Raw genomic sequence first — 13,331 nt, forward strand, 5'->3', positions numbered from 1 at the left:
TTTTCGTTTTAGCACTTATTAGAAATTATATTGCAGACCAAACATCGCTGTTTGTGGTTTGTTTGGACGTGCACCATGCGGTGAACGAGCGATAATGACTTGTTCGTCAAATACGTTTTCAAGTTTGAAGTAAACGGTCATGTCGCGTGACAGCTCGTAACGGCTTACTAAGTCTGCTGTTACTAAAGACTCTGTGCGCGCGCTCGGGTCGTTGTTGCGGTTGCAACCTACCGAGACACACATTTCGTCGATATACTTCACCACAACGTAGTTCAACCAACCTTTGTTGTTATCGAAGGTTACACGTAGCGACAATGTATTTTCTGGAACATCGTTAAGTACGTCGCCGTCCATAAGACCTGTTACTGCATTGTTTTCACTGATCTCGGCTTGCGTGTACGTGTAGCTGAGGTCAACAGGAATTAAGTAGTCGCCTGCTGCAAACGTATTGCTAACTTGTAACTCCAAACCAGAAACAACAGACTCACCTAACACATAAGTACCCGACTCGGCTCCGTTGTCACAAGGATTTGCAATCGAGCAAAGTTGCGTGGTGTCACTGAAGTCGCTATAGAAACCGATAGCTTCAACGAACCAAGCGTCTTGTCTGTAACGTACACCAGCTTCATAGTTTAAGCTTGTTTCCGGCTCTTGGTTAGCGGTTGCACCACCACCTAGAGGAGAGAACCCTTTATGAGCTCCTGCTAGCACCTGCCAGTTGTCATTTACGTCATAAGTAAATGAAGCTCCAGGCAACCACAAGTCAGAACTGTTTGAACGGAAGCTTGGCGTGTCCGTGCGCTCTGGAGTTGCAAACTGTCGGCGCGAAGAATCAACGTCTTCGTAACGAAGCGCAAGGTTAAGGTTCAAATCTTCAGAAACTTGCCACTGATCAGTAATCCAAAAACTTAAGGCTTCTGCGCGTTCAATACGGTTGTCGCCGCCGGTTGGCTGAATAAATGAATCGAACACTAAGCTGCCGTTGATTTGGTCATAAACCTCTTTCAATTGGTAGCGGTTCATGTCGTCTTCATGACTGCGCATGCCCACTTCAATTGCATGGTCGGCAAGAGCTATTTCAGAGTGAAGTTCAATACCTTGTGAACCGTAAGCACGGTTACCATGCGTGTAGGTAATGTCTTCAAGATCAACCGCGCCGTCAAGAATAGCCTGAGCGTTTGCGTCACCTTGGTTAGCAGCTGAAACTAAACCATTTACAACACCGGCTTTAAACCAGTCTCTGTGAAAATTGTTGCTATAAACAGTCGCGCCCAGCGTAATCATGTCCGAAAGCTGATAGTCGTAATGAATGTTAATGCTGTCGTGGTGGTTGGTCATTTGGTCAATGCTCGACAAACCATAGCGACGATTAGGATTCTCTGCGAAGTCGGCGTCCGTTAACCCAGCATAAGTCTCATTCGATGTTTCTTCAGAATATTGCAGCTTTACAAGTAAACTTTGACGGTCGCCAGTCCAAAGGAACTTAGCAACGTAGTCTTCAATTGCGAAACCACTGTCGCGGTTAGAGCGATCAATTTCTTTAAAGCCTTGGCTGTCTCGCTGAGAAGTCTCAAGTAGGTAGCCAAAAGTGCCGTTGTAGTCGCCAACAAAAGCATGAGTTTCGTGTGTACCAAAGTCACCAAACTGAGTAAGAACTTGACCACCAAAAGATTCAGGGATTGGTGTTGTAACTAAGTTGAGCACACCGCCTGTAGTTTGCGGCCCATAGCGTAGCATTGGAGCGCCTTTTAGAATTTCAATAGAGTTCATGCGAAAAGCGGTAGGGAAGTAGTACGCCGCAGGGTTAGAGTAAGGAGCTGGCGCCATCATTACGCCGTCTTCAAGTAATGTAACCTTACTTACACGCCCAGCAGTTGCAGCCCGAACGCCAATGTTAGGACGCAAGCCAAAACCGTCTTCTTCACGAATATAAAGACCTGGTACCGTTTTTAATACTTGGTGAATGTCGGTAACCGTTTCTACTTCCATCTGTTCTTCGTCGATAACAGCGCTCGAACCAGCTACGGTTCGTGCATCTTCTTGACTACCGATAATCTGAATACGTTCTACAACTGAATTGTCATTATCGTCGTCAGTCTCTGCTAAAGCTGGCGCCGAAAGAACAGCTAAAACTGCTGCGGAAAGCGTGCTCAAACGCATGATATACCCCATTTAGTTCATTTAAGTTAATGCGAAAAAGAATATTAGTAAGAATCATTTTTATTTAAGTGTGAGAAAGGTACATTAATTAAGAATTATTCGCAATAGGATTTTATGTGTTAAGTGAGACAACTTTAGAATCTTGATATAGCCATTTTACGCGTGTTGTCCAAGGCTCTTGGTAAAATCCATAAAGCTATATTTAATATTTATGAGGTTTTTTAATTTTATAAGTTGACTTTATATTCAAATAGCGTAGATTAGTGGCGTTGGATAGAAACAGTTAGTTTAAAAATTACTACGTAGCATTTTAGTCTTCAAGGCAACAATACCTCCGTCCTGTAAGTTTTAAGTATCATTTTTTACCCCTCAATTATCGTCACTGAGAATGCCTCATTGACGTACTTTTATATTTTAAATTTCAGGAAGTTATTATGTCTAATACAGTAAACGGTGTTGTTAAGTGGTTTAATGAATCGAAAGGTTTTGGTTTCATCGAACAAGAAGGTGGAGCAGACGTATTTGCACACTTTAGTGCGATTGTTAGCGAAGGCTTTAAAACATTGACGGAAGGCCAACGCGTATCTTTCTCAATCACTCAAGGCCCTAAAGGTCCTCAAGCTGAGAATATCCAAGCGATTTAATGCGTCTTGACTAGCTTTTCAACGAGCTAAATTTTAGAAAGCAGCCTTAGGGCTGCTTTTTTTGTGTTTAGTGGTTCTCATCCGTCTTCTGGAAAACCATAAAAAATGGGGTCAGAGCACTTAGTGCTCTGACCCCATTTTTGAATATGGTGCCCGGAGGCGGAATCGAACCACCGACACGAGGATTTTCAATCCTCTGCTCTACCGACTGAGCTATCCGGGCTTATTTTACAGCGGGCGGTATTAAACGGTTTTTAACGCCTGCTGTCAAGACACATAGCCAATTATTCTCTAATTTGACCAGTTCCTGTTACCACAAATTTCTCAGTGGTTAGCGATTGCAGTCCCATAGGCCCATAAGCGTGTAGTTTACTGGTTGAGATACCAATTTCTGCACCTAGCCCCAATTGACCACCGTCAGAGAAACGTGAAGAGGTGTTCCACATGGTTACCGCTGAATCTACCTGGGCAATGAAACGCTTCGCCGTTTTTTCGTTCTCTGTGCAGATCACGTCTGTATGACCACTCGAGAACTTCTCGATGTGTTCAATAGCATGGTCGTAATCTTTCACGGTACGAATCGCAATTTCTAATGCTAAGTATTCTTCGCCGAAGTCTTCGTCGGCAATCAGTTCAGCACCTTCAAAGTGCGGCAAAGACTTGCTGCACGCGTGAATTTTCACGTTTTTCTCGGCCAGTGCTTTTGCCGCCATAGGCAAGAACTTGTCAGCAACCTCAGAATGAACTAGCAAGCCTTCTAGGGCATTACACACGCCTGTACGCTGTGTTTTACCGTTAAGAAGAAGCGCTAGAGCTTTGTCTAAGTCTGCGTCTTTGTCTACATACAGGTGGCATACACCTTTGTAGTGTTGAATAACCGGAATCTTACTGTTGTCACTTACGTAGTGAATTAGACCTTCACCGCCGCGTGGAATAACTAGGTCGATGTACTCACTTTGGCGAAGTAAATCGGCCATAAGTTCGCGGTCTGGTGTAGGTACTACGGTAAGTACGTCTTTGTCGATACCTGAAGCTTCTAATGCGTCGTGCATTGCTTCGGCAATAACTTTACTGGTACCGATAGCTTCACGGCCACAGCGAAGAATAACTGCATTCCCTGATTTAAAGCACAGTGCGCCTGCGTCTGCAGTTACGTTCGGACGTGCTTCGTAAATCATGCAAATAACACCGAGTGGAATACGCATTTTGTCTACGCGCATGCCGTTGGGACGTTCTTCTAGCAAGTAAGACTCACCGACAGGATCAGGTAATTCGATGATTTCTTCGATTGCAGACGCCATGTCGTTTACGCGGCCGGCATCTAAAGCTAGACGGTCCATCATGGCGTCGTCTAAGCCTTTTTCTTTACCTGCAGCTAGGTCTTGCTCGTTTGCAGCAAGAATAGCGTCGGTATGTTTTCTAATGGTGTCTGCCATTTTTTGCAACGCTGCATTTTTTTCAGCAGTTGAAAGAGTGGCAATTGTGCGCGCCGCTTTAGCAGCGCGTTTTGAAATTTCAGTAGCTAGTTCTTGACTCATAATTTACCCCATAACATCAAATCGTCGCGGTGAATGACTTCGCTGATTGGGCTATACCCATATGTTTCAGCGATTTTACTGCCGGTCTGTCCTTTCAGGTGAAGGAGTTCATGGGAACTGTACCGACAAATTCCCTTAGCGATCGTTTCGGTGTTTTCTGCATTGCGAACCAATACTGCATCGCCGCGATCAAAGTTACCCTGAATGTCGACGATACCCGACGTAAGTAAAGACGCACCTTCTTTTCTAATGGCTTCCACAGTACGGGAATTAACCATTAGTTCACCTTGTGCAATCAAGGTGTGGCGAAGCCAGTGCTTCTTATTACTAAGCGGGTTTTCTTTGGCACGGAATAGCGTACCTGGGTTCTCGTTGCGTAGTAGAACTTCAAACTTAGTTCCTTTACGGCCATTGAGAATATAAGTGTCTATACCGTGCGCTGTTGCCTTTTCTGCAGCCTCAACCTTAGTTCTCATACCACCTGTGCCAACTGCGCTCGCTGAGCCGCCCGCAAGGTCGTAAATGCTTTGGTTAATGGTTTCAACTTCAGGCATCAACGTAGCATCGCTATGTTTATTTGGGTCTTTGTCGTAAAGACCATCGATATCGGAACAAATAAAGAGAGCGTCTGCGTCTACCACGGTTGCAACCATGGCAGCTAAGTTATCGTTGTCGCCGACCTTCAAGTCGTCGGTCGCTAATGCGTCGTTTTCGTTCGCAATAGGCATAATTCCTTGCTCTAGCAGGGTATTAACACTGTTGCGAATACTAATGTAACGCTCGCGATCGCGAAGGTCGTCGTGAGTCATGAGAACTTGGGCGCTTGGGAAATCGAAAAAGCGCGACCAACTTTCCATAACTTGAGTTTGTCCTACCGCAGCCATTGCCTTTTTCAGTACAACGGGGATAGGTTTGTTTTCGTCGAATTTGAAGTGGTGCCTTCCGGCGGCTACTGAGCCCGATGAAACTAGTACAATTTCTTGACCACGTTCACGGCATTCGTTGATAAAGCGTGCAATTGCTAGCAAATATTTTGAACTGCAGCCATTACCATCTGGCGCGATGAGAGCACTGCCGACTTTTATGACTGCTCTTCGCCAGGTAGGTATCTTCATGAAAAACTCCCTGTGAATCTCGAAAGAGCCGAAAGTTTAGCACAACTGAGGCCGTCCAACCATGAGCCCAAGGCCTCTGTTATTCATTTATGCACTTTATTTTTGCATAAAGATGCATATTTATGCATAAAGGAACATAAAAATATTTCTGCTAATATATTTAACTGTCTTTTGCAGGCGGTGTGTAGCCCTCAATTTCGATATCTTTACCTTCGAACAAAAATCCGACCATTTCTTTTTCTAAGTACGCGCGGGTTTCCGGGTCCATCAGGTTCAGCCGCTTCTCATTGATAAGCATGGTCTGCTTTTGCTGCCATTGAGTCCACGCTTCCTGAGATATGTTGTCAAAAATCTTCTTGCCAAGTTCTCCTGGATACAGCTGAAAAGCCATAGCTGGTGCTTCTTTTTTCAAATATTGGCAATAAACCGTTCTGCTCATGGATAAACCTTATGTTGTAAATTCAGTGTGTTTCAAAATAAATATTCAGTATTTAATTTCTATTCGCTATGTTTATAGGTGGTATTTAGTCTATTTATGCTTGGTTTTAGTCTTTGTTCAGCTCTTCAAGACGCTCATTATAGCTTGAAAATGCTTCTTCAAAGGCGCAGGTATTCCAAGTTGTTCGACATGCTCTTCTTTAAAACCTTTTCTAGTCGCTTCTTGCACTTCGTGGCTATTAGTTTCCGGTATGCTTCCATACCAAACTTTACCTTTCATTTTAAAGTGGGTGAAAGTGTGTTCGAATTCAAATTTACATTCTAATTCTTGTGGCGCACGTTCTAACTGCGGAAGCATCCATAATGAAGACCAAATGCCTGTGGGAGGACGCTTCTCTAGAACTAATTGGTCCTGCTCTAGCTGACAAACAAAATGATATTCGCGAACGGGCGCAGTTTTCTTAGGCTTCTTCGTTGGAAGTTCGAGCTCACGGCCGGTTAACCGAGCTTCGCAATCAGAGCTAAAGGGGCAGTTTGTACACTGTGGGTTCTTCGGTTTACAAACTTCTGCGCCAATGTCTAATAACCCTTGAGCAAATACTCTGTTGTTTTCTGTGGGAGTGAGCCGCTCAGAGATGTCCCATAGCTGTTTATCTACTTTGCTTTGCGTGGGTACACCCTCAATTGCAAACAGCCTTGTAAATAAACGGCGAACGTTACCGTCTACGATCGGGCCCCATTGGTTAAACGCGAAAGAGCGAATGGCTCCCGCCGTGTAACGTCCCACCCCTGGAATGCTCTGTATATCTTCTAGCTCTCTTGGAAACTCACCGTTTAGTTCTTCAGCAATATATTGGGCTGCTTTTTTTAAATTTCTAGCGCGACGGTAGTAACCCAGCCCTTGCCAGTGGGCCATTACTTGCTCTTCGGACGCATCTGCCAAAGCCTGAATGGTAGGGAATGACTCCATCCAACGGTTAAAGTATGGGATCACCGTTTTTACTTGGGTTTGCTGCAACATGATTTCGCTTACCAGAACACGATAAGGACTGGCTGGCACTTGCCAGGGTAAATCATGACGCCCATGTTGTTGTTGATACGCAATTACTTTCTGTTGGAACTGATCTTCGGTGATCATCTGCTTGTTTTTTGTCTCTAAGATTGGATAATTAGCGGCCCACAGTGTAACAGGTCTAGAAGCGATGACAGAACAGCAAAATGACAATCAACAAAGCAAAGAAACTTACATGCGTAGAATTCGTAGCTTTGTGAAAAGAGAAGGTCGTTTAACCAAGGGGCAAGCTGTCGCGCTTGAGAATTATTGGCCGAAGTGGGGTATTGAAGAACCCGCAGAAGGTACTATAGACCTTAGCGCATTATTCCGCCGCGAAGCTCCGGTAGTTTTGGAAATTGGCTTTGGTATGGGGCATTCGCTTGTACAAATGGCAGCGGCGGACCCTGAACGTAATTACATTGGCATCGAAGTCCATCGTCCTGGAGTAGGGGCGTGCCTTATGGAAGCTGGTGCGCAGGGCGTTGAAAATTTGCGAGTGGCTGAATTTGACGCTGTTGAGGTGCTTGAAAAATGGCTAGACGACCATTCACTCGAGCGTGTTCAAATCTTTTTCCCTGATCCGTGGCATAAGAAGCGTCACCACAAGCGTCGCTTAATTCGCACGGAATTCGTTGAACTGTTGCATAAAAAGATGAAGCCTAACGGCATATTACATATCGCGACCGACTGGGAGAATTATGCAGAGCATATTCTTGAAGTATTAAACCCGTTGTCGCAGTTTGAAAATACTTCGCCAGACAATACGTTCATTCCTCGCCCGGAAGAACGCCCGCTGACTAAATTTGAAAAGCGCGGTCAGAAACTAGGGCACGGCGTTTGGGACATGAAGTTCCGCGCTATCTAATTTTCGGGTAGCAAGTCTGCAAGAACTTTATTCAGATGGAGGCGGCCAAGTTCACTTGGTTGCCAACCTTCTGCACTCTCAACAATCAAACCCTGCGCAATGGAGTTCTCTAATAGCTTCTGAGCAACGTCCGTTTTCAACCCTGTGCGGTTATCAAATTCTTGTTTCGGGGCTTCTGCCATTAGGCGAAAGCGGTTCATGAAATATTCAAACGCCAAATCTTGGATTTCCACTTCCCAACTTTTGTAGAGAAAGGAGCGAGTTAAGTCCATATAACCGCGTGGGTGCTTCACCTTTTCGGTACGAAGAATGCTTTGTGTTTCTAGGTTGGTGATTTTTCCATGAGCACCGCAGCCAATGCCGATGTAGTCTCCGAATTCCCAATAATTCCGATTATGGCGCGACTGATGGTGCGGCTTGCTATATGCGCTCACTTCATATTGCACATACCCTGCTGCTGTTAATTTTTCGTGCCCTTGTTGGTAAATATCCCAAAGCGCGTCGTCATTAGGTAGTGTTGGAGGCTTGCTGGCAAACAGCGTATTGGGCTCGATAGTCAGTTGGTACCACGAGATATGCGGTGGATCTAGCTCAATAATGCGTGTTAGATCGTCTAGCGCTTCCTCTGCTGTTTGGTTAGGCAAGCCATGCATAAGGTCTAAATTAAAGCTTTTCAAACCAATTTGACCAGCATGCTTAGCCGCTTCTATAGCTTGAGTAGGGTTATGAATACGCCCAAGCTTTTGTAAATGATGTTGTTGTAGACTTTGTACTCCAACAGAAAGCCTATTTACCCCAGCTTTGTTAAATCCGCTAAACCGCTTTTGTTCAAAAGTGCCTGGGTTTGCTTCCAGCGTAATCTCTATATCAGCTGCAAACGGTATAATGCTAGCTACGCCTTGCAGCAACCTTTCAATCCCTTCAGCGCTGAATAAGCTGGGTGTGCCACCACCAATAAATATGCTAACGATTTCACGACCTTGGGCGAAATGTTGATCTGCGCGCAAGTCGTCCAATAAACAATTAATATAATTTGCTTCTGGAATGACTTCTGGCTGCGCATGAGAATTAAAGTCGCAGTAAGGACACTTCTGCACACACCAGGGAATGTGAATATATAAACTAAGCGGCGGAAGGGTAGTTATCATGCTGTTGATTTAAACCCTTCGATAAGTTTGCGAAGCGCTATACCTCGGTGACTTATTGCTTGTTTTTGTTCTCTACTAAGCTGAGCAGCAGTGCATTGGTGCGAGGCAATATAAAAAACAGGGTCGTAACCAAAACCTTCTGAGCCAGACTGTTCCTGTGTAATGGTTCCTTGCCAGACCCCATGTGCAATCAATGGAGTCGGATCGTTAGTATGCTCTACATAAACCAAGACACAGTGAAACGCCGCAGTGCGATCTTCGGCCGGAATATCGATCATGTCGGCTAAGAGCTTGTCGATATTTTTCTGGTCAGTGGCACCTTCACCGGAGTATCGAGCAGAGTATATGCCTGGACCACCATTCAGTGCGTCTACGGCTAAGCCACTGTCGTCGGCAAGTGCGGGTAACTTGGTAATCGCGCTAGCGTGGCGCGCTTTAATAATAGCGTTTTCGACAAAAGTAAGGCCTGTTTCGGCAACGTCACCCACGTTGAATTCATTTTGAGCGTGAACACTGATGTTCAATGGCTCAAGTAAAGACTTCAACTCTTTGAGTTTGCCTTGGTTGCCCGAAGCTAGAACGAGTTTTTCAGGGGCATTACGAATCATCATGAAAGAACTTCCTGCGGCATTTTGAAAAGTGAACGGCTTACATTTGCGATGCATATTATAACGCACTTGTCTGGGTGTGATATGATGGATTTAGTTAGCGATTAAAATTTAAGGAAATCAAGCACGTGGACGCCGTTAATCTAACCATATTAATTGCAGGTGGCTTACTTTTTGTAAGTATTGTTGCCACGCAGGTTAGTGTTCGGTCTGGTGCGCCCCTGCTCTTGGTGTTCTTGGTGTTAGGGATGCTTGCCGGTGAGGACGGTATTCTAGGCTTGTCGTTTAATAACCCAGACATCGCGCTTCTTATTGGTTCTGTTGCCTTAGTTATTATTCTTTTCGACGGTGGTTTACGAACCCATCCCGAGCGATTTCGAGTCGCTCTAGCACCTGCGGCAGCACTGGCGTCAGTGGGTGTGGTGATCACTTGCCTAATTACTGGATTAACCGCAGCTTGGCTGTTTAATGTTGGCTGGGTTGAAGGTTTGCTACTAGGCGCTATTTTAAGTTCCACCGATGCAGCTGCCGTGTTTTCTATTTTCCAAACCCAGGGCTTAAAGATTAAAGATCGGGTGGCTTCTACGCTGGAAATTGAATCAGGTAGTAATGACCCAATGGCTGTAATGTTAACGGTTGTGCTCGTGGGCGTTCTGGCTAACTCGGAACAAAAGCTTGATGCCAGTGTAATATTCACGTTTGTTCAGCAAGCTATTGTGGGGGCTGCTGTAGGGTATATCGGCGGCCGTGTATTCGTGAAAATCTGCAAAGCGTTAAAGCTACACGTAGCATTCTTCCCACTACTTGCGGTGGGTGGCAGTATTCTGGTTTACGGGTTAACCGCACAGCTTGGCGGTAGTGGTTTCTTAGCGGTTTATCTAATGGGTTATTTAGTGGGTAACGCTCGCTTGCCACAAGTCATTAATATTTTGCGTGTTCACGATGGCCTCGCGTGGTTGAGCCAAATTGTCATGTTCTTAATGCTTGGCTTGTTAATGACACCTTCGAAACTTATTGATATTGCATTACCTGCACTGTCATTGGCGGCTATCCTTATCTTTGTGGCAAGACCCATTGCCGTATTTGTAAGCTTATTACCCTTTAAGTTTCCTTGGCGCGACCGCTTCTTCATAAGCTGGGTGGGACTGCGCGGTGCGGTGCCTATCGTATTAGCTCTATTCCCATGGATAGCGGGCTTAGAAAACCAAGAGCGTTATTTCGAAATCGCATTTTTCGTTGTTTTGGTGTCCTTAATGCTACAAGGCTGGACGATAACCCCATTTGCTCGAAAGCTCGGGCTTGAAGTTCCACCTGATCCGGCACCAAATGTCCGTTTTCCAGTCGACCAAATTGCCAGTGACGATATGTTGGAGCTGGCCGCGTTTCATATCGACGAAGACACGCCTGCCTGTGACCATCACTGGAATGAAATAAGTATTGCAGAGCCTGTTGAATTTGCGGGACTCATTCGAAATGGTGAGTGGTTACGTGCCATGTCGAATCCAGTGCTGTCCGCCGGAGACACCTTGCTGGTATTAGCGCGAACTAAAGATATCGGGAAAATTAGTGACGTGTTAGCGGCTAACGGTAGTGGCGAGCGCTTAACTAAGAAAACATTCTTTGGTGACTTTGTGCTAAATGCCGATATCACGTTGCAAGATCTGGCGGGTTTCTATGTTTGGCCCGAGGGCTTGGAGATTCCTGAAGACACCATAGCTCAACTATTTGAGCAAAAGTTCCGCCGCCGTGTGGTGGTGGGAGACCACATTGTTTTGGGAAATCTAATTTTTACTGCGCGTGAAGTGGAAGCCGACGGCACGATTATTAAAGTAGGTATGAAGTCGGTCGGCGTGTAACGCTAAACTAATTTATGCTGTGGTAAAACTGGTCGTTAAAGCGAAGCTCTTGTGAGCTATTCTCTGTTTCAATATCTATAAAAAAGCGTAAGTTCTCGTCATCGTCGTGACCAAAGTCTGCGATAAAGTAAATCGCTTCCCCTTCTTGCACACGAGTAAAGTTTAACGTTCTACGTTGCCCTAATACATTTAAAAACGAGCCGGTAACTTCGGCGTCAACTGCGGGTTTACCAGCTACCGTTGCGTCTAATACCGCTATGTTAAGTAAGCTTCTAGCGCTACTTCTGCGAATATTATATTGAGCTGCAATACTTGGCTCTAGGAATGTGGTGGCGACAGTATTGAAATGAACTTCCCAACCGCCAAGGCGCTGAAAACGAGCGCCTTGTTCTTGCGCTAAAGTTGGTTTAGCACTGAGAAAAAGGACAGCGGCTAGCGCTAATAAATAAGTGCTGAATTTTGGGAAGTTCATTTTTGCCTCTTATTGCAACGCAATTCTAAAGAATTGAATAGCGACGATCAGTATAAGTACCGACAGGTCTAGTCCGCCCATCGGGGGTAATACGCGGCGTATCGGCCTAAGCATCGGCTCGGTAAGTTCCATTAACACATATTCTAATGGATTAGAGCCATTCGAGAACCAGCTCATAATCGCGCGAACAATAAGTATCCAGAACATCAGAGAAAGCACTTGAAGCAATAGCTGCTGTAGTGAAAACAAAACTAAGTCGAGCGCTGGTGCAGAAACACCGCGTATTTGCATGATGACGAAGTAGTGCAACACGGTGAAGCCTACAGTTAGAAGTATGCCTGCGATGTCTATCTTCCCCGCGTTAGGTATTACCTTTCGAAGGGGCTGTACTACAGGGTTTGTTACTTTTCTAATCATTTCTGCAACAGGTGAAAAATAATTTGCCTGCACAAGTTGCATCCACACGCGCAAAATAAGGGCTGCGGTGTAAAGACTGAATGCAGTAGAAATGAGGAATTCAAAAGCATTATTCATAGGTTTACCCTTAAAACAATTTAGCCATTTCTTGGTTACGAGCAACTGCTGCTCGAACTGCCTTTTCGGAAATACCGTTCAAGTCATTGTCTTGGTATGCCTCGACACCTTTTGCGGTAGAGCCACCTTTACTGGTGACTTGTTTACGTAACTCTACTAAGCTCAACTCGCTTTCAGAAGCCATTTCAGCGGCTCCTAAACAAGTTTGTTGTACCATTGCACGGGCGGTTTCTTCGTCAAAACCAAGCTTCTGTGCAGCAGCTTGCAAGCCGTGCATAAATTCGAAGAAATAAGCTGGACCACTGCCTGCTACCGCACCGAGTACGTCTATACTGGCTTCTTCCTCAAGCCAAATGGTAATGCCAACATAACCAAATACAGTATCAATAAACGCTTTGTCGTCTTCGGTTACGCGAGAGTCGGCAACCAAGCCAGAAACGCCTTTCCCCACTAAAGATGGGGTGTTAGGCATAATGCGGATAACCTTGATGTCGTCACCAAGATAGGTGTAATACTTTTCAATAGGAATACCAGCGGCAACGGTAGTAACTAGTTTACCGTCGAAACCTTTTGCATTTGCTTTAAGGTCAGCACAAACGTCTTTCATCATTTGTGGCTTTACCGACATTACAATTACGTCACAAGCATCAACGAGTTCGTTGTTGTCTTGCGTGGTTTGAATACCGAAGTCTTTTTCCAAGTCATCTAATTTTGGGCGGCTGCGGTTACTTGCCCAAATGTTGCTGGCAGGAAAGCCTCCTTTAATCATTCCACCAATAATGCTGCGTGGCATGTTTCCTGCTCCAATAAAACCAATTGTGCGCTGCTGTTGCGTCGCCATGTTTTAATCCTTATTCGTTCTTTGTGAATGTGTAACTTAACTGGGCCTTAAAGCCTTT

General features: G+C 45.2%; 13 protein-coding genes and 1 tRNA gene. 3 read left to right on the forward strand and 11 right to left on the reverse strand.

Annotated features, from left to right (window positions below; translation table 11 throughout):
- Positions 1-18: 18 nt before the first annotated feature.
- Entirely contained in the window at positions 19-2,172 is a 2,154-nt protein-coding gene (locus EYQ95_RS00330) for a TonB-dependent receptor domain-containing protein (protein ID WP_207916182.1), read from the reverse strand.
- Positions 2,173-2,594: 422 nt separating this feature from the next.
- Here EYQ95_RS00330 and EYQ95_RS00335 point away from each other — a divergent pair, with 422 nt between their 5' ends.
- Positions 2,595-2,804: a cold-shock protein gene (locus tag EYQ95_RS00335; RefSeq protein ID WP_111914757.1), complete on the forward strand. Its 210-nt coding sequence runs from the start codon at positions 2,595-2,597 to the stop codon at positions 2,802-2,804.
- A gap of 147 nt (positions 2,805-2,951) precedes the next feature.
- Here EYQ95_RS00335 and EYQ95_RS00340 read toward each other — a convergent pair.
- From EYQ95_RS00340 to mutY, 5 genes are all read right to left on the reverse strand, one after another.
- Positions 2,952-3,027 (reverse strand) — tRNA-Phe (locus EYQ95_RS00340).
- Positions 3,028-3,088: 61 nt separating this feature from the next.
- Complete coding sequence (locus EYQ95_RS00345) at positions 3,089-4,342, reverse strand: glutamate-5-semialdehyde dehydrogenase (RefSeq protein WP_111914756.1); 1,254 nt, start codon at positions 4,340-4,342, stop codon at positions 3,089-3,091.
- Entirely contained in the window at positions 4,339-5,457 is a 1,119-nt protein-coding gene (gene proB / locus EYQ95_RS00350; RefSeq protein ID WP_111914755.1) for a glutamate 5-kinase, read from the reverse strand. Before proB ends, EYQ95_RS00345 begins: the two co-directional genes overlap by 4 nt.
- A gap of 160 nt (positions 5,458-5,617) precedes the next feature.
- Positions 5,618-5,896 (reverse strand): oxidative damage protection protein, encoded by a 279-nt coding sequence (locus EYQ95_RS00355; protein WP_111914754.1) that lies wholly within the window; start codon positions 5,894-5,896, stop codon positions 5,618-5,620.
- A gap of 117 nt (positions 5,897-6,013) precedes the next feature.
- A complete protein-coding gene (gene mutY, locus EYQ95_RS00360) occupies positions 6,014-7,033 on the reverse strand; it encodes an A/G-specific adenine glycosylase (RefSeq protein WP_111914753.1) in 1,020 nt (339 codons plus the stop codon).
- Positions 7,034-7,097: 64 nt separating this feature from the next.
- Here mutY and trmB point away from each other — a divergent pair, with 64 nt between their 5' ends.
- The gene (trmB, locus tag EYQ95_RS00365) at positions 7,098-7,814 is read left to right on the forward strand and encodes a tRNA (guanosine(46)-N7)-methyltransferase TrmB (RefSeq protein ID WP_111914752.1); all 717 of its coding nucleotides are present in this window, start codon (positions 7,098-7,100) and stop codon (positions 7,812-7,814) included.
- On the opposite strand, the gene hemW is transcribed toward trmB, so the two are convergent.
- Positions 7,811-8,962, reverse strand: coding sequence for a radical SAM family heme chaperone HemW (gene hemW / locus EYQ95_RS00370; RefSeq protein ID WP_111914751.1), 1,152 nt, complete (start codon positions 8,960-8,962; stop codon positions 7,811-7,813). The two genes, trmB and hemW, sit on opposite strands and share 4 nt — an antisense overlap.
- Positions 8,959-9,570 (reverse strand): RdgB/HAM1 family non-canonical purine NTP pyrophosphatase, encoded by a 612-nt coding sequence (rdgB, locus tag EYQ95_RS00375; protein WP_111914863.1) that lies wholly within the window; start codon positions 9,568-9,570, stop codon positions 8,959-8,961. Before rdgB ends, hemW begins: the two co-directional genes overlap by 4 nt.
- A gap of 128 nt (positions 9,571-9,698) precedes the next feature.
- Here rdgB and EYQ95_RS00380 point away from each other — a divergent pair, with 128 nt between their 5' ends.
- Positions 9,699-11,426, forward strand: a complete 1,728-nt coding sequence (locus EYQ95_RS00380; RefSeq protein WP_111914750.1) for a potassium/proton antiporter — start codon at positions 9,699-9,701, stop codon at positions 11,424-11,426.
- Positions 11,427-11,433: 7 nt separating this feature from the next.
- Here the strand turns inward: EYQ95_RS00380 and EYQ95_RS00385 are convergent, their stop codons facing one another.
- The 3 genes from EYQ95_RS00385 to proC are packed head-to-tail and all read right to left on the reverse strand — an operon-like array spanning position 11,434 to position 13,273.
- A complete protein-coding gene (locus EYQ95_RS00385; RefSeq protein WP_111914749.1) occupies positions 11,434-11,898 on the reverse strand; it encodes a DUF4426 domain-containing protein in 465 nt (154 codons plus the stop codon).
- A gap of 9 nt (positions 11,899-11,907) precedes the next feature.
- Positions 11,908-12,432: a YggT family protein gene (locus EYQ95_RS00390; RefSeq protein ID WP_111914748.1), complete on the reverse strand. Its 525-nt coding sequence runs from the start codon at positions 12,430-12,432 to the stop codon at positions 11,908-11,910.
- Positions 12,433-12,442: 10 nt separating this feature from the next.
- Positions 12,443-13,273 carry a pyrroline-5-carboxylate reductase gene (proC, locus tag EYQ95_RS00395; RefSeq protein WP_111914747.1) on the reverse strand — a complete coding sequence of 277 codons (831 nt, stop codon included), beginning with the start codon at positions 13,271-13,273 and terminating at the stop codon, positions 12,443-12,445.
- Between the last annotated feature and the right edge of the window lie 58 nt (positions 13,274-13,331).

It is taken from the genome of Lysobacter sp. N42, from assembly GCF_004344885.1.

Bases quoted from the DNA above. Each gene is read 5' to 3' on its own strand.
- EYQ95_RS00330 (WP_207916182.1), bottom strand. From the start codon at position 2,172: ATGGGGTATATCATGCGTTTGAGCACGCTTTCCGCAGCAGTTTTAGCT.
- EYQ95_RS00335 (WP_111914757.1), top strand. From the start codon at position 2,595: ATGTCTAATACAGTAAACGGTGTTGTTAAGTGGTTTAATGAATCGAAA.
- EYQ95_RS00345 (WP_111914756.1), bottom strand. From the start codon at position 4,342: ATGAGTCAAGAACTAGCTACTGAAATTTCAAAACGCGCTGCTAAAGCG.
- proB (WP_111914755.1), bottom strand. From the start codon at position 5,457: ATGAAGATACCTACCTGGCGAAGAGCAGTCATAAAAGTCGGCAGTGCT.
- EYQ95_RS00355 (WP_111914754.1), bottom strand. From the start codon at position 5,896: ATGAGCAGAACGGTTTATTGCCAATATTTGAAAAAAGAAGCACCAGCT.
- mutY (WP_111914753.1), bottom strand. From the start codon at position 7,033: ATGATCACCGAAGATCAGTTCCAACAGAAAGTAATTGCGTATCAACAA.
- trmB (WP_111914752.1), top strand. From the start codon at position 7,098: ATGACAGAACAGCAAAATGACAATCAACAAAGCAAAGAAACTTACATG.
- hemW (WP_111914751.1), bottom strand. From the start codon at position 8,962: ATGATAACTACCCTTCCGCCGCTTAGTTTATATATTCACATTCCCTGG.
- rdgB (WP_111914863.1), bottom strand. From the start codon at position 9,570: ATGATTCGTAATGCCCCTGAAAAACTCGTTCTAGCTTCGGGCAACCAA.
- EYQ95_RS00385 (WP_111914749.1), bottom strand. From the start codon at position 11,898: ATGAACTTCCCAAAATTCAGCACTTATTTATTAGCGCTAGCCGCTGTC.
- EYQ95_RS00390 (WP_111914748.1), bottom strand. From the start codon at position 12,432: ATGAATAATGCTTTTGAATTCCTCATTTCTACTGCATTCAGTCTTTAC.
- proC (WP_111914747.1), bottom strand. From the start codon at position 13,273: ATGGCGACGCAACAGCAGCGCACAATTGGTTTTATTGGAGCAGGAAAC.